The 18,745-nt window shown below is 61.5% G+C and carries 22 protein-coding genes; 13 read left to right on the top strand and 9 right to left on the bottom strand.

Annotated elements, in window-relative coordinates; all coding sequences use genetic code 11:
- The first annotated feature begins 151 nt into the window (after positions 1–151).
- The gene (locus IV500_RS01010; protein ID WP_196394953.1) at positions 152–1,597 is read left to right on the top strand and encodes an MFS transporter; all 1,446 of its coding nucleotides are present in this window, start codon (positions 152–154) and stop codon (positions 1,595–1,597) included.
- Positions 1,598–1,663: 66 nt separating this feature from the next.
- Here IV500_RS01010 and IV500_RS01015 read toward each other — a convergent pair whose 3' ends face one another.
- Complete coding sequence (locus tag IV500_RS01015; protein ID WP_196394954.1) at positions 1,664–2,044, bottom strand: cupin domain-containing protein; 381 nt, start codon at positions 2,042–2,044, stop codon at positions 1,664–1,666.
- A gap of 200 nt (positions 2,045–2,244) precedes the next feature.
- On the opposite strand from IV500_RS01015, the gene IV500_RS01020 reads away from it, so the two are divergent.
- The 4 genes from IV500_RS01020 to IV500_RS01035 all read left to right on the top strand — a co-directional run bounded on the left by IV500_RS01020 (position 2,245) and on the right by IV500_RS01035 (position 5,209).
- Positions 2,245–3,078: an alpha/beta fold hydrolase gene (locus tag IV500_RS01020; protein ID WP_196394955.1), complete on the top strand. Its 834-nt coding sequence runs from the start codon at positions 2,245–2,247 to the stop codon at positions 3,076–3,078.
- Positions 3,075–3,806, top strand: coding sequence for a mycothiol-dependent nitroreductase Rv2466c family protein (locus tag IV500_RS01025; RefSeq protein WP_196394956.1), 732 nt, complete (start codon positions 3,075–3,077; stop codon positions 3,804–3,806). The genes IV500_RS01020 and IV500_RS01025 overlap by 4 nt, the downstream gene beginning before the upstream one ends.
- A 75-nt stretch (positions 3,807–3,881) precedes the next feature.
- The gene (locus tag IV500_RS01030) at positions 3,882–4,061 is read left to right on the top strand and encodes a hypothetical protein (RefSeq protein ID WP_196394957.1); all 180 of its coding nucleotides are present in this window, start codon (positions 3,882–3,884) and stop codon (positions 4,059–4,061) included.
- Entirely contained in the window at positions 4,058–5,209 is a 1,152-nt protein-coding gene (locus tag IV500_RS01035; protein WP_196394958.1) for an Aq_097 family APC-type transporter, read from the top strand. The genes IV500_RS01030 and IV500_RS01035 overlap by 4 nt, the downstream gene beginning before the upstream one ends.
- Before the next feature lie 103 nt (positions 5,210–5,312).
- On the opposite strand, the gene IV500_RS01040 is transcribed toward IV500_RS01035, so the two are convergent.
- On the bottom strand, positions 5,313–5,855 hold the full coding sequence (locus IV500_RS01040; RefSeq protein ID WP_230854298.1) for a GNAT family N-acetyltransferase: 543 nt from the start codon (positions 5,853–5,855) through the stop codon (positions 5,313–5,315).
- Positions 5,856–6,343: 488 nt separating this feature from the next.
- Between IV500_RS01040 and IV500_RS01045 the strand changes: the two genes are divergently transcribed.
- The 3 genes from IV500_RS01045 (at position 6,344) to IV500_RS21850 (ending at position 8,891) form a co-directional block, all read left to right on the top strand.
- Positions 6,344–7,048 carry an AMIN-like domain-containing (lipo)protein gene (locus IV500_RS01045; protein ID WP_196394959.1) on the top strand — a complete coding sequence of 235 codons (705 nt, stop codon included), beginning with the start codon at positions 6,344–6,346 and terminating at the stop codon, positions 7,046–7,048.
- 462 nt (positions 7,049–7,510) lie between these two features.
- Entirely contained in the window at positions 7,511–8,605 is a 1,095-nt protein-coding gene (locus tag IV500_RS01050) for a hypothetical protein (RefSeq protein WP_196394960.1), read from the top strand.
- Between the two features lie 157 nt (positions 8,606–8,762).
- On the top strand, positions 8,763–8,891 hold the full coding sequence (locus IV500_RS21850) for a hypothetical protein (RefSeq protein ID WP_281063947.1): 129 nt from the start codon (positions 8,763–8,765) through the stop codon (positions 8,889–8,891).
- On the opposite strand, the gene IV500_RS22465 is transcribed toward IV500_RS21850, so the two are convergent.
- From IV500_RS22465 to IV500_RS01060, 3 genes are all read right to left on the bottom strand, one after another.
- Positions 8,869–9,189: a hypothetical protein gene (locus IV500_RS22465; protein WP_512699630.1), complete on the bottom strand. Its 321-nt coding sequence runs from the start codon at positions 9,187–9,189 to the stop codon at positions 8,869–8,871. The two genes, IV500_RS21850 and IV500_RS22465, sit on opposite strands and share 23 nt — an antisense overlap.
- A gap of 148 nt (positions 9,190–9,337) precedes the next feature.
- Positions 9,338–9,706 (bottom strand): DUF1801 domain-containing protein, encoded by a 369-nt coding sequence (locus IV500_RS01055; protein WP_196394961.1) that lies wholly within the window; start codon positions 9,704–9,706, stop codon positions 9,338–9,340.
- Between the two features lie 134 nt (positions 9,707–9,840).
- On the bottom strand, positions 9,841–10,197 hold the full coding sequence (locus tag IV500_RS01060; protein ID WP_196394962.1) for a VOC family protein: 357 nt from the start codon (positions 10,195–10,197) through the stop codon (positions 9,841–9,843).
- A gap of 108 nt (positions 10,198–10,305) precedes the next feature.
- Here IV500_RS01060 and IV500_RS01065 point away from each other — a divergent pair, with 108 nt between their 5' ends.
- Positions 10,306–10,851 (top strand): GNAT family N-acetyltransferase, encoded by a 546-nt coding sequence (locus tag IV500_RS01065; protein WP_230854299.1) that lies wholly within the window; start codon positions 10,306–10,308, stop codon positions 10,849–10,851.
- 106 nt (positions 10,852–10,957) lie between these two features.
- On the opposite strand, the gene IV500_RS01070 is transcribed toward IV500_RS01065, so the two are convergent.
- Both IV500_RS01070 and IV500_RS01075 read right to left on the bottom strand, forming a co-directional pair.
- On the bottom strand, positions 10,958–11,782 hold the full coding sequence (locus tag IV500_RS01070) for a class I SAM-dependent methyltransferase (RefSeq protein WP_196394963.1): 825 nt from the start codon (positions 11,780–11,782) through the stop codon (positions 10,958–10,960).
- A 427-nt stretch (positions 11,783–12,209) separates the two neighbouring features.
- The gene (locus IV500_RS01075; RefSeq protein WP_196394964.1) at positions 12,210–12,629 is read right to left on the bottom strand and encodes a hypothetical protein; all 420 of its coding nucleotides are present in this window, start codon (positions 12,627–12,629) and stop codon (positions 12,210–12,212) included.
- A gap of 106 nt (positions 12,630–12,735) precedes the next feature.
- Here IV500_RS01075 and IV500_RS01080 point away from each other — a divergent pair, with 106 nt between their 5' ends.
- Together IV500_RS01080 and IV500_RS01085 are read left to right on the top strand one after the other, a co-directional pair.
- A complete protein-coding gene (locus IV500_RS01080; protein WP_196394965.1) occupies positions 12,736–13,167 on the top strand; it encodes a MarR family winged helix-turn-helix transcriptional regulator in 432 nt (143 codons plus the stop codon).
- A gap of 369 nt (positions 13,168–13,536) precedes the next feature.
- Positions 13,537–13,869 carry a dihydrofolate reductase family protein gene (locus IV500_RS01085; protein ID WP_312875780.1) on the top strand — a complete coding sequence of 111 codons (333 nt, stop codon included), beginning with the start codon at positions 13,537–13,539 and terminating at the stop codon, positions 13,867–13,869.
- Positions 13,870–13,954: 85 nt separating this feature from the next.
- On the opposite strand, the gene IV500_RS01090 is transcribed toward IV500_RS01085, so the two are convergent.
- Both IV500_RS01090 and IV500_RS01095 read right to left on the bottom strand, forming a co-directional pair.
- Positions 13,955–14,824, bottom strand: coding sequence for an alpha/beta fold hydrolase (locus IV500_RS01090; RefSeq protein ID WP_196394966.1), 870 nt, complete (start codon positions 14,822–14,824; stop codon positions 13,955–13,957).
- 382 nt (positions 14,825–15,206) lie between these two features.
- Positions 15,207–15,731: a LuxR C-terminal-related transcriptional regulator gene (locus tag IV500_RS01095; protein WP_376770175.1), complete on the bottom strand. Its 525-nt coding sequence runs from the start codon at positions 15,729–15,731 to the stop codon at positions 15,207–15,209.
- Between the two features lie 497 nt (positions 15,732–16,228).
- On the opposite strand from IV500_RS01095, the gene IV500_RS01100 reads away from it, so the two are divergent.
- Together IV500_RS01100 and IV500_RS01105 are read left to right on the top strand one after the other, a co-directional pair.
- Positions 16,229–16,738: a hypothetical protein gene (locus IV500_RS01100; RefSeq protein WP_196394968.1), complete on the top strand. Its 510-nt coding sequence runs from the start codon at positions 16,229–16,231 to the stop codon at positions 16,736–16,738.
- Between the two features lie 409 nt (positions 16,739–17,147).
- Positions 17,148–18,671, top strand: a complete 1,524-nt coding sequence (locus tag IV500_RS01105) for a DUF4389 domain-containing protein (RefSeq protein WP_196394969.1) — start codon at positions 17,148–17,150, stop codon at positions 18,669–18,671.
- Positions 18,672–18,745: the final 74 nt, after the last annotated feature.

Raw genomic sequence — 18,745 nt, forward strand, 5'->3', positions numbered from 1 at the left:
GAAGGCGAGCGTACGGACCCTGTAGAAGTAGCCATTTAACGGGTGTAAACATCAGTCAACAACCCTTGTCGACACCCCGGGACTGCGGTGTATTCTTTCGCTTAAAAGCTATTGCGGTTCCGTTCAGTTTCGGCACGGGAGCATGAGGACAATGACAACTCCAAGTGGGCAGGTCTCATCGTCGGCAGGGCAACTGATCATTGCCCGGCTCGAGCGCCTCCAGGTGTGGTCGCTGTCCTGGGTTTTCATAGGCATCATAGGCTTGGGCTTCCTGTTCACGTTCTACGACATTTTCGACATTAATGTCTCCTTCATCCAGACCTGTGTGGCGCTCAAGCCCGGTTGCACGCCCGTCAACGCACTGGATGCGCTGCCGCTGCCGGTGCTGCTGAATCTGGCGGGCTATGTGGTCGGCACCCTGGTGCTCAGCCCGGTGGCGGACAAAATCGGCCGCCGCAACATGCTCCTGATCACCATGCTGATCACCGGGCTCGGTTCGCTGTACAACGCGTTCTCCACGGACTACGTCAACTTCAACGTGGCCCGGATCATCACCGGAATCGGCATCGGCGCCGACCTCGCCATCGTCAACACGTACATCAGCGAGGTTGCCCCGCGGCGGGCCAGGGCAAAATTCACCACAATCATCTTCATCATGTCCGCACTTGGCGCCCTGGCCGGCATCTGGCTGGGCCTGATCCTGACCACACCAGCCACCCCATGGCCCAACGGTCTGCCGTTCGCCGTGGCATCGCCAGGTTTCGAGACCGGCTGGCGCTGGATGTACGGGGTAGGCGCGCTGCTGGCGGCCGTTGCCATCGTCCTGCGGTTCGAACTGCCCGAGTCACCACGCTGGCTGATCGGACAGGGCAGGGACAGGGAAGCAGACATCGTGGTGTCAGCTATGGAGGCGCGCGCGCTACGGCACGGCCCGCTCGCCGAACCCGTCCTTGAGACCGCCGCCCCGCAGATCCTCCCGCCGTCGAAGGTGCCGTACCGCGACCTGTTTTCCAGTCCGCTGTACCGCCGGCGCATCCTGCTGCTGTTCATCATGTGGTTCATCGGCTACATCACCGTCTATTCCTACGCCTCCGGATTCACCAGCGTGCTGACCTCCTTGCACTACTCACCGCCCGAGGCCGGGGTGATCGCCGCCGTGGGCACGTTCGGCTTCGTTGCTGAAGCAGTGATCATGTCGTTCATTGTGGAAAAGCTGGAACGCCGCTACTGGCTGCCCATCGCCGCCGTCGTCACACTGGCCGGAGCGTTCCTGGTGGCGCTTGCCGGCACCAACATCGGACTCGCCTTCACCGGCGCCATCTTGATCTTCGCCGGTTTCAACTTGTGGGTCTCACCCACCTACGCGCTGACCGCCGAAAGTTTCCCGACGCGGGCGCGCACCACGGGGTTCGCCCTGGTGGACGGCGTCGGGCACCTCGGCGGCGGCATCGGGGTCCTGGTCATCGCTCCGATTCTGCCGAAAATGTCCATCCTGGGCGCGCTATTACTGATTTCCTCGTTCCTGATCGTCGCGGCCATCCTGGTCCAGTTCACAGCACACACGCGCAACCGGCCACTGGATGAAATTTCGCCATAGCTTCCAACCGCACCACGTTCAAGACACGGTGCGGATTGCCGGTACGCGAAGATTCATAGCCATACTTCACGCAGAAGGGAGCTGCCGTTCAATGGGGACACTTCTCGGCGATTCTACTGAGCCGGTATGCGCCGTGGTGACCGTCTCGATCAGCACGATACCAACCTCCTCCTCAGCCACGGGATTGTGCTGCACCCCTTTCGGCACGATAAAAAATTGCCCAGGATCCAGCAATACCTCGCGATCTCCCTCCAGCTGGATCCTCAGGTGTCCGTAGACGACGAGGAACATTTCGTCCTCGTTGTCGTGCGCATGCCAGACAAGCTCACCGAGGAGCTTGGCGACCTTCACGTATTGGTCGTTGACCCGCCCGACTACACGAGGAGTCCAATGGTCTTTGACGAGCTCTAACGCCTCGGCGATACTCACCGGGTCCATAATCTGCATTGCCCAAGCTTAAACGCTATCCGCGGCCGGCGCGGTCATCCCATTTCTGTTCACAAAGGACCCTAAACCTCCGGGCTATCCGCCCGGAGGTTTGGGCGGGAGATATCCTTGGACAGGTTGCGGCAGGCCCGAGGATGGCCAAGCACGGCGGTAAATGCCCTTCTTCGGCGCAGCTGCGCAATGACCCGGAAAGGAACGCCATGATTGACCAGGACGGGCCGGTACGCCGGGAACAGCTGGCAGTAAATGGAACCGACCTGTCCTATCTGGTCTCCGGGGACGAGGGAGCTCCGCCGCTGCTGCTGCTGCACGGAACGTTTTGGAGCCGGGTCTGGCAGCCGGTGCTGCCGGCGCTGGGCAAAGTCCGGCGGTGTATCGCCCTTGACCTGCCCGGCTTCGGCCGCAGCAGCGGTGAGCTCGACGTCGGCCGGGCCACCATCCCCGCACTCGCCGCGACAGTCCTTGACGCTGCCGACGAGTTAGGAATCACGGATTTCGACCTGGCTGCACACGATATAGGGGGCGGGATCGCCCAGCACATCGCTGCGACCAGCGGCCGGGTGAAGAGCCTTGTCCTGATGAATTCGGTGATGTTTGATTCCTGGCCCGTGCCCGCCGTCTTGAGATTCCGGGATCCGGACGTTCGTGCGGCCACCAGCGGCACAGACCTGCTCAGCGCGCGCGAAATCTCAACCCGCGGCGCCGTCGCCCGGCAGCTGCGCCAGGAAGAAGTTGACGACTATCTCTCGCCGTGGCGTGAGCCGGCGCGGCAGCGGTCATGGATGGCAATGGCCGCCGCCGCCGATCCGCGCTACACCATGGACGTGGTCCCAGCCCTGCAACGGGCCGCGATCCCCACACGCCTGGTGTGGGGCCGGGACGACGATTTCCAGAAGGTCTCCTTCGCACGCCGGTACGTCAAGGAAATCCCCAACGCCGAGCTGACGGAAGTTCCCGGCAAACACATCCCGACCGAGGACTCGCCCAAGCAGGTAACCGAAGCGATCCGCAACCATTTGGAGGCCCACCAATGAAAGACCCCGACATCCGGTTCTACTTCGATCCGGTGTGCCCATTTGCCTGGATGACCAGCAAATGGGTGCGCATGGTCGCCCGGCAGCGTGATTATCAGGTGGAATGGCGGTTCATTTCGCTCCGGCTGATCAACGCCGACGTGGACTACGACGCCCGCTTTCCGGAAGGGTACGATGCCGGACACACCGCAGGCCTTCGGCTCCTTCGCGTGGCGGCTGCCGTCCGTGCCGACCACGGCCCGGACGCTGTCGGCGCCTTCTACGAACAGCTGGGAGCACGGGTTTTCGATTCCGCCCCCGACCCGGGTCTTGACACACCCGAGCTTGACCACCGCGGCACCCCGGACTTCGTCGGGCCTGCTCTGACCGACGCAAACCTGGACCCCTCGTACGCCTCAGCGCTGGAGGACTCATCGTGGGACGCCGTAATCCGGGCGGAGGGAGAGGAAGCTCTGGCACTCACCGGCAGGGACGTCGGCACACCTATCCTCCACTTCGAGCCGCCCGCGGGGATCGCGTTTTTTGGACCCGTGATCAGCAGACTTCCCCGCGAAGAGGATGCTGCGGCCTTGTGGGACCACGTAGTGGGCCTGGCGCGCTTCCCGGGGTTCGCTGAGATGAAGCGCAGCCTGCGGGAACAGCCCCAACTGCGCAGCTTCGGCGTCCGGGAAGACGAGGCCGGGCTGCAGGAGGACTGGCACGGCGGAAGCCGCCGCACCCACAAGTAGCGGCGCCGCCTGCCTGAAGTGCCAGGGAGAGAAGGGAACTATGACTACTGGATCCGATAGCGGGCTTGGGAGCAGATGGTCGGCCTCGGCGACGCAGACGTGGTCATGGTCATGGTCAGGGGAATCGACATTCAGCCGTCGCGGGCCACACTTACCAGGTCTACGGCTATCGGGCCGACCACCGACGGTTGTGACGGGTGCTGGGGCATCGATGAGATCTCCTGGCTGGCCGGCGTGCATTGTCTGAGCCGGTGACGCCTCGGAGCAAGTGGGCCTCGGTCCGCAGCGTTACCGCGGCCGCGGTGACTCCGCTGGCGTCGATTCTCGGGTCGGGGCTTCTGATTATTGTGCCTATTCTCGAGCGGGCACTTGGCGTTTTAGCACTCTTCGGTGCGATTGGGATCTGTGCGTTTGCATGGCTCGTGGGCACCGTTATACGACACAACGTCACCGTAGTAGGACAGCAGAAGACGGACGGCACTCTCAACACGACGACGCGGCGACTGGGTCGGCTTGGAGATGCGCTGATCATCGTCGCTTACGTTATTTCCGTCGCCCTCTACCTGCGGATCATGGCGCAGTACATGGTGGGCTTCTTCATCCCCGCTGATTCGTCCATCCTGGAACCGGTCATCGCCTGCATATCAGTTGCGTTAATCATCGCAATCGGCATCTTCCGGGGATTTAAGGGACTTGACCGGCTCGACCGGATCTCCTTGGCCGCGGTTCTCCTGCTCACCACAGTCCTGGGAGCTGTCCTCCTCATACACGACGGCGTCCTGCTCGGCTCCTCTGGTCTCCGGCTACCACCTCTACCACCGGTGGGGCCGCTGGAAGCCCTATTGATTTTGGGTGGCCTGGTGATCACCGTTCAGGGGTTCGAAACTGTGCGTTACCTCGGCAACCATTATGATGCCGTCACCCGGGTACGTGCCTCACGCGCAGCGCAACTGGTGTCCTCATCGATTTATATCGGTTTCGTCGCCGTCGCCACTCCCGTCATGGGGCTGGGAACCGCTGCGGGCCCCGACACCACCCTGCTGACCATCACCGATCGCATCGCCCCATGGCTGGCACTGCCTCTGGTCCTCTCCGCAGTTCTAAGCCAATTCAGCGCGGCAATAGCCGACACCGAAGCAGCACGAGGCAACCTAACTGGTTTAAGCAGTTGGTTTACGGGCGCCAGGCCTTACCTGATCAGCGGTGCGGCCGCGATCGCTATCGCCGCCATGATTCCCACCTTTACCCTGGTCACGATCGCCTCCCGCGCCTTCGCGGCATACTACGCCGTTGAGGCCACGATCGCGTTCCGGACTTCCTCGGGGTTCTTCCGCAGGTGCAGCTTCGCCCTGCTCGCGCTCATCCTCCTTGCAATCACACTCTTCGCAAAACCCGCCAGCTAGGAATGCAACCCCTTTGCAGGAAGTGCTGTCCCGTGCGGCATTGGGCGATACGGACAGATCGCACTGAGGTTTAGGACGGAGGACATTCATTTGGTGCAAAGGGCTAGTCATGCAGGAGAACTTGGTAGAGATTGTGGTCCTGCCATTTCCCGGCAATCTGCAAATACCGCGGTGCCATCCCGATCTGCCGGAAGCCCGCCTTCGTTAGCACCCGCTGCGAGCCGACATTGTGCAAGAGCGTACTCGCTTCTATGCGGTGCAGTCCGATCTCGTCACGTACCGTTTCGACGATCACCTGGGCTGCAGCGGATGCCAGTCCTCGGCCCGAGTACTTGCTGTCCACCCAGTAACCCAGGCCTGCGCTCTGGAATGGACCGCGCACGATTCCAGCCACGTTGAATCGGCCGACGAGGGTATCGCCGGCGAACAAGCCAAAGGGATATCCCTCCCCGGCATCAGTGGCAACGAGGCGGTTGGCAATGTCCGCAGCCTGCCACGCCTGGGTGTAGTACTCATCGGAACGCACCGGTTCCCAACGGGAAAGATACGCACGGTTGCGCACATACGCAGCGGTAAGCTCCGACGCATCGCTGCTTCGCAGTAAACGCATGCTGACATCTTCACTAAGCTGGCGCGATTCAAACATCAGCCAACATTACCCGCGTTCATCGTTCCCTTTGTCTATCGAAAGTTGATGCAGCGGTATCCAGTGCTGTAATACGACAGCCATAGCGCCGATCCTGCGTGACCTTGCTAGTGTTCCATGATGACCCTATGGGTCTCCGGAGGGAAGCTACGACTGGCAAATACGGCTTCAGGGTACGACCGGTCCGAGTTGGTGTCATCCGAGGAGGTGGTACCGCTGGTTTGGGCTAAGTGGTGACGCTCCTTCATAGCATGATGAGGACGCCAAGAGTAGAATTCGCGCATGTATACCCGGGCCTCGGAATATGCACGTACTGACGCAACCAACCCCGCCCAACACAGAGCGGGCCGGCTCTGTTTAGTCCCAGAGGAACACCGAACCCTGCGGGCAAAAACAGTCAGCCGACCGCACTCAAGGCGCGCCTCTTCGGCTTACTTGTCGCCGCCGTCGCACTGTCCATCAAGCTTGACCCCTGCAGGGAGAAAATTATGTCGCGTCCGCGAAACCGAACTGCCGTCGCTGCTTTTGTAGTGGCTGTCGCCTTGACCGGCTGCACGGCCACACCGGCCCCCACGACCACCCCGCCGCCGTCCGCCACGCCGAGCGCCCCGCCCGGGGCCGGCCCGGCGCCTTCCACTGCTGCGCCGTCCGTTCCTCCCGTAGCCACCCCGGCGCCTGCCACTACGCCGAACGCCCCGGCAACCACCGGCGCGGCGCCTACTCCCACACCTGGCCCCGAGGCCTGGTCGACCGCCGATGCCAGCCTGCCGGCAACCGGTCCTGCTAACACAGGCTCATACCTGACGAACATCAGAGTTGCCGGCCATCCCGAAGGCAACTTCGACCGAATTGCCCTCGACTTCGACGGTCATGGCCCGGAACTGCGGGCCCATTATGTCCCGGAGGTTTTCCACGATGCCTCCGGTCACAAGGTTGAACTCGACGGCGGAGCTTACGTGCAACTGGCGTTTGGGGCCGCCGCTCATAATGAAGCAGGTGACCCGACGCTCCTGGCAGCACCATATCGAGCGGACTCTACGGGGCTGCCGGGGCTACGGTCCTACGCCATGAACGGTGACTTCGAAGGCGTGTTGTCCATCGCTTTGGGGCAAGCCACCCAAGCCGGCTTCAAGGTTGGACAAGTAAACTCCGGTGGCACCACTACCATCTACGTGGACGTCCGCCGGCCGTAACAAAGCCGCCGGCCCGCTGCGCCGTTCATCGCGTTGCTCCCATCCGGGGCGATTTGTCGGCCCCATCCTGTCCTGCACCCGGGGTCCTGGAGCCAGAGGTGCCCGGCGCTGCGGAGGATTCGGCACCAGCGCACCTATCCCCTCGCGGTGGGGCACCTTCCGTCCGGCGGCGAAGGACTCCGCCTTCTCGGAGCGGCCGGCGACGTTGGTGGCGGATCCACGGACGTTTCGTCGTCGTCGTCCGCGATGATGCGGCCCTTGTCCACAGTGACGCCGCAGGTTTTCAGACCCTTCCCGCGCACTTCAACCTCCGACCTGCCAAAGCCGAACGCAGTTTAACCGGTGCTGCTTCAGGAGCATTCGGCCGCACCCTGCAGCACCCTTGTCCCGCCCCGACCCGGCAACTACACTGATCACCACGAAGCGGGCGTCCGATGGAGTCAGTTACGGAAAGGCGCAGTCATGTCCTCGAAAACAACCCAACGTGTAGAACGTGTAGAACCTATGAAAGATGTAGCGGTTCCTGGTGTTAATTCGGAAACGGGCGAGAATGCGGTGCCGCTTACGGAGATAGGCATCGGCCAGCCGCTGAGTCTGAAGATCCGGAGCATCTTTCCGGGCAGTTCGAGATGGCACGAAAGGGAGCGGATCGGCGGGACGCTTGTCACCTCCGCGGTAAAGAACCCAATACTAAACGGGGCGGCCCCGATGGCGCTCCACTACTACTTCAAGGACGCGTCTGCGGGCGAAGCGCTCATCCCTTCCCCGACAGGCGGAGGCTCCAGCGTGGTCTACTACTCACCCGGAATGATCCACAGCTCTGTTGACGTCGAGGTCCGCATGGCGTTCGACCGGTTCGACCCCGCAAAGCTGCAAGTCTGGACAGACGCCGTCGGAAAAGCAGCCGACCTGCCCATCTTTGCCGCCATCGGTGCCGGGGGCGCCGCAGGTATGGTGTACGCCGCCAGCAACGTTGTGAAGTTCGCGGTCAGGGCCTTCGATGGATGGTTCGACAATGAACGTGACTGGATTTCGACCTGGACGCTGCCGATTGATGAGGCGGGGCTAATTCCGGCCAAGGCGGCCTATGTGCTCTTCTACGGAGACCGGGAAGCCCAGACAGTACAGGGGCCGGGGGGTTCCATCTTCGCGAGTGAATTCGATTACCGGGGAGATCAGTTCATCGTAGATCAACACACCGGAACGCTGCGGTACAAGGCTGAACCAAAACGGCAGGTTCTCGAGGGAGACCCCTACATTCTCGCGATCGTGAACGGCGCCGAGCAGCCTGCGCTGAAGAAATGGGCGCCGTCGGCGGTCAGCACAATCCTTTACGAGCGCTTCTTCGGAATGGAAAGCGACGGCGGGGCCGGGGACCTCCTTGAGGTCGTCAAGGCCTTCAACGATATGGCGATGGCCAAGCAGATCTCCGAACTGGACGCAGCGCTGAAAAAGCTTCCGGCAGCGGAGCGAAAGGACTCAGATCTGCAGAAGAAACGCAACGGGGCCCTAAAGAACATTCAAGACGATGAGATCGCCGGGATACTGAAGAAGTAAGAACCGTTAGGCACGGAGTTTCAGCGCCGCTTCGCGGTCTTTCCGATATGTCCGCGGACCGCCAAGACGCAGGCGGGCCATCGGACCCAGTGGGCGCTGCCAACGCACCGGGACCCCGACAACTCTTCGACGTAGCGTCGCCGGACTTGGCAAAACCATGGCCGTCCTGGCCGCACTCGGAATTTCCCCGACAAGCATTGCCGCCCGGTCCCCAACACCACCCGAGCTCGCCGCCACGAACGTCCCCATCCGTGAACGCAGCCTCACCACAGCAGGAGCGGCGTAGAACCTGCCGGTGAGCAAACGAGACTGTATCCGGGCTGCATGCGACTTGGCTTATTCAACGGCCTAACCGTTATCGCTTGCCTTGCCGAAGTCCGGGATGACCAGTGAGATGAGCCGCAGTCACCGCGTCGCGATGACTCGCTCCAACCGAAGTAGAGACATTCCTCCAGCAGGTACTGGAAGCTGATGACACGCCTTGCTGCTTTAGACCATGCAGACTTAATCCAGATCCCGGATGAACGAGCACGTTTCCGGCGGAGCCAGTCACGGAGCTCTTCCCGGGTTTCGAGGGCGACCATCGGTACGGCGACGTGTATGGTTGCAGGCGCCAATTCCTGGTCCGAGGAATCCTTGTATGGAGCGGCCTGCTCCTCCTGTCACCAACCCCAAACATGGGCGCTATCAGCGGACCTTCGAGCGGTGCTGCCACCTGAAAGTCGATTTTGATCAGCTGGGACCAAGTCGTCCGCCGGACTCAGTCAGGATGATCGCTTGCCGTATGAGGTCCCGCAAACCGTCCGGCACCGCTTGTTCTCGAAAGATCTGCAGTCTGCGCATGCTGCTTCGCCCTTCGGAGCCCAGCAGCCCAGCCGGATCGGGCAGTTCCGCGCCCTGGTAGAAGAAGACGTTGATCCAGTCGCGGGCAGCATAAATTTTTACAATCGCGTGGCCGTGCAGGCTGAAGTATGGGTGGCCCCACTTGATGAATTCGTCCAGCGCACCGAATCCGCGGATCATAACAATGACGGCTTCGGCGGTTTCGCGAGGCCACGGCCCAGGCAGGTTGTCGAGGTAGACGACGACCTCGGACTTCATGAGTCGGAGGTCACACAGATGCACGCCGCCCGCTTTGAAAGCAACGGCTGCAGCACGTGCTCCAGACGGGACAGGAACGTCATGCACTCATCATACGGAGCCTCGAGCTGGTTCAGTAGCAGTTCCCGGCGGTTTCACGGGTCAACGTGCTGGGCGATGTTGAGCACCGTTCCGTCAGGGGCGCGGACGAAGAACCGGCGGATGCCCCAAGGCTCTGTGGTCAGCGGGTGAACGATCTCGTAGCCCCGTTCGCGGGCCAGCGCATAAGCATCGTCGACGTCGTCCACTTTGACTGTGAGCACCGCGTTTTCGGAGGCCGTGGCGTCCTGCGACACGAGCTGGATATGCTCCCCTGAAACGGGTACGACGAAGCGGGTGACCCAGTTCAGGCCCATGTCCTGGGCATCAAGCCCAAGATAGCCCTCATAGAAAGCCTTCGCTTCTTCGATGTCGGGTACCGCGAGGTCGATCGTCACCCGGATGACGCGCATGTCCTTCTCCAGTCGTCGGCGTGCTCCTTCCAGCGTGCCACCAGGCTCCGGTATGTGTCCACCGAGGAGAGAACCGAGCGCCAGTCGTGCCCGAGGTGATGCGGTCGATTGCGGGATATCATCGAGGCTGTGCTGCTCGACGACGAATTTTCGACCATATTGATCCCCGTCTCTGACCAGACTCTGGAGCAGCTTGTCGTTGCAGCAACGACTGATGCCACCGCGGACGAGGTCACGCCGCCGCTTACCCCTGGCGGTGAGTGGACTTCGGAAAGAATCGAATGGCTCCGCCACTACCACCGCTCTAACAGTGCCGGGCCTAACGGGGCTACCGGCGAATCGACGTGGGCTGTTGTTGCATCAGGCGTCGTGTGTGGTTCCGCACGGCTGAAAGCAAATGATGAAAAAGGAGTTTTTGAGACCGGTATTTGGCTAACGCAAACCGCACGGGGACGCGGCGTCGCGCGGGCTGCCATGGCCGGCATCATCGAAAAAGCTGCCGAACGCGGTGCCCGTGAAGTGATTGCTGATACGGCCGCTGGAAACCTCGCGGCACAGCGGTTACTGGACCATTTGGGATTCCAACTTAGCCCGAGCACCGAAACCGGCCGCGTTGAAGCCAAGCTCGAGCTGACCTCCCCAACAATTGTCTGAGCCCGCGTGCAGTCACTTTTCCTCTGTGGAATGTCATCGCTGCGGCAATTTCGAATCCCGGGCTTTATCCAAGGCATGTCCCCCGGGCCCGCTGCTGGTTTCGGTTTTATTTGCGGGTGGCCACCCAGATGCTCCTGGTGGTGCGGGGTTCCAGCGCCATGTCGTCCAAGAGCTGCTCAATCAGGTCTGCGACGGCGGCACGGTCGTCCCCGGTCAATGCTTCCAGATGGCAGAAACGAGCGAACCACTGCTGCGCGTACTCACGTGCCGCCGGGGTAACGGATGCGGTTGTCGTCACCTCGGACTGGGTGACAGCAAACCCTGCGGTTTCAAGGACCGAGGTCCAATTCGGGTGATGGTTCCAGCCTTCAGCTGCGGCAGCGGCGTGGCAACGTTGCTCCAGTAGTGCGCCTTTAGTATCGCTGAGGAACCGGGGTAGAGCGGCAAGCTCGACGACGGCGAGGACCCCACCAGCTGCCAGCGTCCGGTGGATCCCCGACAGAAGGCGGGCGGGGTCGGCGACGTGGTGTAACGAGGACGACGCCCATACCAGGTCGACCAAATTCCCGGGCGTCGGATCCGCCGCGCTCAAGGAGCCGACTAGCGCTGGGAAGCCCTCGTCAAGGTCGGCCTCGACCACGGCGAAGCCCTGCTCGCGCAGCAGCTCGAGCATTTGCGGGTCGTTATCCACGCACGTAACCGCGGCGTCCGGGTAACGCCCGCGCAGAAGCCGACTACCCGCGCCGGTGCCGGCGCCGAGGTCAACTACGCCGCGCGCAGCTCTCACCCCGGTCCTGTCCAGGACAGCTGCAAGATTGGCGCTGAACACCTCGGCGTCCAGATCAAGGACGCGGTGCTGGTCATAATTGTCAGATCGCGCATGTGACCGGTGGGACTGGTGGCTGTCGTCTCGATTCTGCTGGTACTCCACACTCGTTACCTTTCTGCTGTGGCCACAAGGGGCACAGCGCTGTTTTGCTGCTCGAAATCAAAGCTCCGGCGCCAGTAACCCAACGGGCTCTTAGAAGTGACTGCTTCCGAGGCGGCTGAAAAAGGTCTGAAAAGCCCTTGAACGGTCCATCGGGCTTCTTCTTCGATAAGATCGGCGTCGATCCTTGCCCCGGCCAGGACACCGGGGGACTCCAATAGCGTGGATCGCGCCTCCTTCCGCGTTGTATCGGGCCAGTACCCCAATTCGTTGCCCGCGAATTTCCCAGCCATGACGATAAGGGCAGTGCACAACACCCTCTCCTCATTGCTCCGTACCCGAAAGGGGAACGGCTGTGCGGTCAGGCCGGCCGCTGCTACCTCTTCGAACTCGGGCTCGCCTCGTTACAAGGGTTTGTTGCACGCAAGCGCTAACTACCTTCGCTGGCGCACAGCCCTTGCGGGCTGCTCTCCAGCTTAGCCCCGGCCCAGTCCTCGCCGGGTGGAGCAGAGGCTCGCCTGCGGACGACGAGGATGGCCGCGAGTCGGTTGATTCCGAATGACAGCAGGATCAGCCCTGTGGCGTCTGCCAGATTGGCGCCGAGAGCACCCGCCAACGCGAAATCTGCGATGCGGATGACGATGAAGAGGCCCCACAGGAAAATGCCTGTTCCGGTGAGCCGATACTGGAGTTGGCCGCCAGCGCTGCGGAAGTTAGTGGCGTAGCCCATGGCCGTACCGGTGAAGGCAACAAGGCCAAGTTCAGCTACGACCAGCCAATCCGCCGTACGCCAGCTAATGCCTCCCGACAGCTCGAAGAGCAAGTAGACGATTCCGGCCGCGATAATCAACGTCGTCTACTGCTTGATTGATGTCGGCCCAGTTCCAGCTCAATGGATCCTCTACCTCATCACTTGTGATGTGCTTGGAATTTATCACTAGTGCTTCAGTATGGGTATGAACGCAGCAGAACTTCACCGCCTCGCACGCCATGTCCGCACGATCGCGCTGCGTGCGACAGAAAACACCGGACCAGACCGCGTCAACGCCGGTGAATTGTCAGTACTCGAGGACGTCGCCCGAAATCCTGGTGCGACGGTTTCCGGGATTACGCGCCGTACCGGTCTCGCCCGGAGCCTGGTATCCCGCATCAGCCGCGCCATGGCAGACGCTGGAGCCATCAGCATCACTGCGGACGCTTCTGATCGCCGGAAAGTACGTGTTGATCTCACTCCACGCACCCGAGCAATGATTCTTGATCGTGCCAACAAACCGATTCTGAAGGCAATCGCCGCCAGCACACCCAAGCTCTCCCCCGATCACCAACTCGCCCTCGAACGTCACCTCAGCGAGGCAGAAAGGTTGCTCCGGCTCGGCGCTGAATCCTAGGGCGTCTCATAATCCTAGGGATACGAAACCGGCAGGCTACGCGGCACTCCCCCGGATCAGGATCGAAGTCGGCGGCAAAATCTGGAGAACCGCATGCAGGACGGCTGAGCTTTTATACCCTGCATGTGATGGGTGACGTTTTTATCCAAGACGCCGCTGTGGCGCGGTTGCTGGATTGGTCGTTGAGCCGCCACAACGGCGGGAAGTCCCCCGGCGGGGTGTTTCAAATTCGGAGGTCATGATGTCGCGTGAATTGGTCTGGACCGGTTTCATGTCCCTTGATGGCGTGGTGGATTCGCCGGGCGGCGGAGCTACGAAGCGTTCGCCCCATTTTGGCCCGCGTCTGAAGATCACGCAGCGTACAAGGACCTGCCGAAGTATGTGGTGTCCACCACGCTGCGCCAGGATTCCCTCGTCAATGGCTGGGGCACCCTGACGATCCTGCGCTCTGTCGACGATGTCGCCGCCCTCAAGGAGACGGACGGGGGCGCCATCTTCATTCACGGCAGCGCGGAGCTGGCCCGGAGCTTGTCTGACGCCGGACTCATCGACCGGTACAACGTGCTCGTCTTTCCCGTGCTGCTCGGCGCTGGCAAGAACGTGTTCAGCCGTGCCGACAGGGAGCAGCAGAAGTTAGTGTTGCGTGACTCCGCCGCATACTCGAATGGCGTTGTGAAGGTGGTATACGAAGTCGCTCAATGATGCCCGCGTGCCAGGCGGTGATACGTAGTAACCGTGGACGAAGAAAACGTCGCCCAAGGTTTCACCCGATCGCAGGGACTGTTGGTCACGACTCACCATCGAGAATCTCCCGCAACCTGCGCGCAAATGCTGCGGGCTGACCAGGATATCCGGCGTCTTCCGCAGCGAAGCCCCCGTGGTGGCTCGGAAACACCAAAGCTTCCTGCCCGAGCAACTCCGCCATGGCCACAGCGGTCCGTCCTGTGAATAACCCTTCCGACTCTTCTCCGACACCGATGCGGATGCGGGTCGCCGAGTCTGTCAGCGCACCGCGGTCAATTCGATAGTCCGTGACTGCGCGCGAGCGTTGCGAAAGAAGTGGATCGTCACGCGCTCCGTCATCATCGGAAGACATCCCAAACATGGCCGGATCGGGCGCGGTCCTGGCGAAGTACTCGTCCGTGTACTCTCCCCGCCATGACGTCATCGCGATGAACGCTGCCATGCCGGCACCAAATCCGCGCGAGTTATAGGCCTCACGAACCGCAGCGAGGGCACGCTCTGCCGCTACCCAGTCAGGCAAGACGCTAGGCAACGGCGGCTCATGGGCAACAAGTGTCACCACATCATCCGGATAAGCGGCAACCAGCGCGAACGCGGTCACGGCGCCGCCGCTGCTGGCGAACAAGTCCACCGGTCCCTCACCCAGCGCTGTGATCACCGCGTGAACATCCTCCGCCTGAATGACGGGCGCGTTGATCACACCGCCGTCCTTGCGAACACTTCGCCCAAGCCCACGCGGATCGTAGGTAACCACGACGCGCTCAGGAAAATACGAGGCCAACGCCCGAAAGCCACTTGCGTCCATGGGCTGGCCAATCATGACAAGCGGCGGTCGGCCATCCGCGCCAGGACGGCCACCCACAACGTCATAGACAATCTCTGCCGCACCTGTATCGACGGTGTAAGTATTCATGACTGGCTCGCCTCCGGCCGGTATCAGTTGTTGCTCTCACTGAAACTTACTGCGTCATGGATAAACGATCCACCAACCACCACACACACGCGCCGGTAGGTGGCAGCGTCACAGCGGAAGAAGGAAGCGCGCCCGAATGAGCACCAGGCCGAGCGAGCGCCATCACTCGCCGTGCACCATCCCTTGCAGATCCTGCCCTAGAGCCGTCACCAATCCCCGAATCATCAGCGCTGGCATACTCACGGTCAGTCACAGGGGCCGCCATCGGGTTGTGCCGCAATTTTTGCGGCAGTGTTCTTCACACTCGTTCGATGACGCCACGCACCCGTCAATACGGGACCGGGGTAGTTCGCTAGAGCGGCTCGGCGCTCAAGCGCGCTCCCTACCCCCAGGGGTGCACCGGTGCGGCTTCTCCACCGGTCATACCGGCCAGCATGGTGCGGTTCCGCGCTCCGGTCTTGCGTAGGATCGAGCCGACGTGTTTCTCGATGGTCTTCACGGAGATGCCGAGCTCGCGGGCAATCTGCTTGTCCGCCATGCCGCGGATCACCATGTCGTGGACTTCCTCTTCACGGGCAGTGAAGGCATTTGCCCCTGACTCGGACTCCGTGGACGAGGAGCCTATCAGGTGATCGAAGATGTCACCTTCCACGAGCGCCTGTCCCTGCCCGGCAGCGACGAGGACGCGGGCAATCGTATCTCCGCTCGCCCGCCGGTTGATGAAGCCGCGCACACCGGCCTGGCGCGCTGAGCGCACCTGCTCCACGGTGGGATTGTCCGTCAGCACCACGATTGCTACACCGTGGTCCCGCTCGCGGATCCGTGCCAGTACGCCGGAAGTGTTCTGGTGAACCATATCCAGGTCCACCAGGAGAACGTCCGGACGCAGCAGCTCGAACGCACACAGACATCAGCCAACGGGGCACAGCCCAACCTGTACACCCGGTACCCGGGTGCGACGCCAGCACGCGCTGGCCGGCACCTGAATGCCAAAGATCGTGCGCCCAGTTGACCGACGGTAGCCTGTGCGCTTGTTTCCTCCGGGGAGAGGCCACCGGGGCGTTTCCACTTTCCGCCTGCTCAGCCTAAGGTCGAATTGATAATTCCAATGGCGGGCTGCGCTCCACGTAGGCCGCACAGGACGCCGGGATGCACTGACACATCGAAAGGACCATGGGATGATCCGGATGCCGACCGCCTCCCCCACCACTACCGGTCTCAGCCGTAGCTGTCCGCACTGTTGGTGCTTCCGGCGAGAACCGTCGTCGTGCCCGCTGCGTCGATCACAGCAGCCGCCGCGGTGATCGCACAGGTCCTCACTCAGTCACCGGCCAACCTTGGACGAGTGGGGGCGGAAAAGTGTCATTAGCGGGCAATTGGTCCGGCGGCCCATCGTTTACCGACGTGAAAGTTGCGTTGGTACTTATCTCCACAGCGATCGTGGCGATCTCCGTAGGCCCGAGCATCTTCTCGAGCCTGTGGGGCCGGAAATGGCGAAGGACAGCCGCTGTCGCCGGAGCCGGCATCGTCGTGTTCTACAGTGTCTGGATCCTCTACCTCGCCCGTACATTACCCTCCGAAACCGTCGCCAATAATTGGAACATAGCGTGGGCTGCCTTGGACAGCTTCGAAGGACTTGCAGCACTATTCAGCGCCGTACTCCTGCACAAACACAGCAAATACGCAGTGGTAACCACGACAGCGTTCTCGACGAGCCTGTGCATTGATGCACTCTTTGCCATCACCACAGCTTCACCGGGGATGCCACTGACCGTGGCTATCCTCCAGGCGGTTCTCATCGAACTTCCCGTCGCCACCCTCGCCGCAGTACTCGCCCTGAAACTCCTCAACACCGGCGCATCCGCCCCCTCCACCCCGCCCGGACCGCCAGGGCCCGCGACGGGCGGAACATAGCCAAAAGACGGGCGTACGCGACAGGGTATATGTTGACACCATTAACACGCCCGGCGCGACTCCGCTGCAACTTTCAGGGAACTCATCGAGGCACAAGTCTTCGAGTTGACCATCAAAATGCCCGCCGACTACACCACGGCATCCCTCAAGGCCAGACGACCATTCCACCAGCGAAGCCTGTTGCTCAAGGCGGCGGAGCCGCCGGACCAATGAGGCATTGGACCAACCGAACGAAACCTACGGGCGTGCCCATGTGCCGGGCCAACCCCGCACCGGCAAAGTCACCGGTAGCCGAGCCTTAAGAGCCGCGGCGAGACCCGTGAAGCGATCGAGTCAGTGGGGACCTTTGGCTCTACTGACGCCACCTTGGGCACCGCATAGTGGTAGACAAGGAAAGCGGTGCCATGACATGACTAGCAATTTAAGTGTTGACAGAAGGAATGCACCCTCAGGCAATGTCCGTCGAGGAGTCGCAGGCGCCGTTGTCGCACTGGTGTTGGGTACCCTGCTTGCGCTGCTCGGTAGCGGCGGAATCATCGGCGGCGTGGCCTCAGCTTTGGTAGCTTCCCGACAAGGACCTGACGGTTACTTCGTTTCCCCCACGCGTGCCTTCGCCACCAATTCATACGCACTCTCCACTCCCCCTGCCCAGATCGAGGCGGATTCCGTACCTTTTGATCTTGGCAGCCTCCGGATTAGCGCTGCATTTACGGCACCCGATGGCCAGGTGTTCATTGGCGTTGGAGCAAAGGCAGACGTGGAGAAGTACCTCAGCGGCGTGCACTCAACGCAAATCATCGGCATTAAAACCTCGCCGTTCCGAGTGAGCTATAGCGATGTCCCGGGGTCCGCGGTGCCAACGCCACCCGCGGAGCAAAGCTTTTGGGCCAAGCAGGCTTCCGGAAGCGGTACACAACAAATCACCACGGATTTGCGCAGCGGTGATTGGGTCGTGGTGGTCATGAACGCCGATGCCAGCGCTGGTGTCACAGTGAACATGCAGGCCGGGTTCCGCTCCGAGTTATTCGGAACTCTCACACCTGCTTTGTTCATTGGTGGGGTCGCACTTGTGATCATCGGAGCGGGATTGATCGCAATAGGTGCCGTGGGCCTCGGCCGGCGAGTCTCGTCCTCCAAGAACGCACAGGCCGCCGGTCTGACCGGGGAACTAGATGATTCCCACCGTATGTCGGGTGCGGGGCCCTTGGAATTGGCGAAGTCCGGCCCCATGCCCTCCGCGGGGATTACCCACCAGAAACTCTATCCCGCAAGCCTGTCCGGAGAACTGGACCCGCAATTGTCCCGTGGGCTGTGGCTGGTCAAGTGGCTCCTGGCAATACCTCATTACATCGTTTTGTTCTTCCTGTGGTTTGCTGTCCTGGTCACCACCCTCGTTGCCGGAATCACCATCCTCTTCACAGGCCGTTACCCGCTTGCACTCTTCAACTTCGCCGTCGGTGTCCTCCGATGGAACTGGAGAGTGACTTTCTACGCCTACTCGGCGTTGGCTACGGATAAATATCCGCCCTTCACTCTCGCGTCGGCCGACTATCCGGCAGACTTTGAGGTCGACTATCCTCAGCAGCTCTCTCACGGGCTGGTCTTGGTAAAATGGTGGCTGTTGGCCTTCCCTCACCTGCTCATAGTTGGCATGTTCAGTAGTGCCGCGTGGCCGGCATGGAGTCTCACCGACACCTGGTCATCGGACTACTACCGCGCTGCAGGGCTCTCCTTGCTCGGCGTTCTGGTGCTCATCGCCGCTATTATGCTCCTGTTCACGGGCCGATACCCCCGAGCGCTGTTTGACTTGATCATGGGAGTCAACCGGTGGATCTACCGTGTGGCCACTTATGTTCTCCTTCTGCGGGATGAGTATCCACCCTTCAGATTGGATCAAGGTCCGCAAGAACCAGCTGATTCAGCCGTGGGATAGCGAAGCCTCGCCATCCGGGTTCCTCGAGGCCGCCCCCACCGTCGCTACCATTAGGAACGTGCGCTGATGACTGG

The sequence above is a fragment of the Arthrobacter terrae genome (assembly GCF_015708085.1).
Lineage (GTDB): Bacteria > Actinomycetota > Actinomycetes > Actinomycetales > Micrococcaceae > Arthrobacter_M > Arthrobacter_M terrae.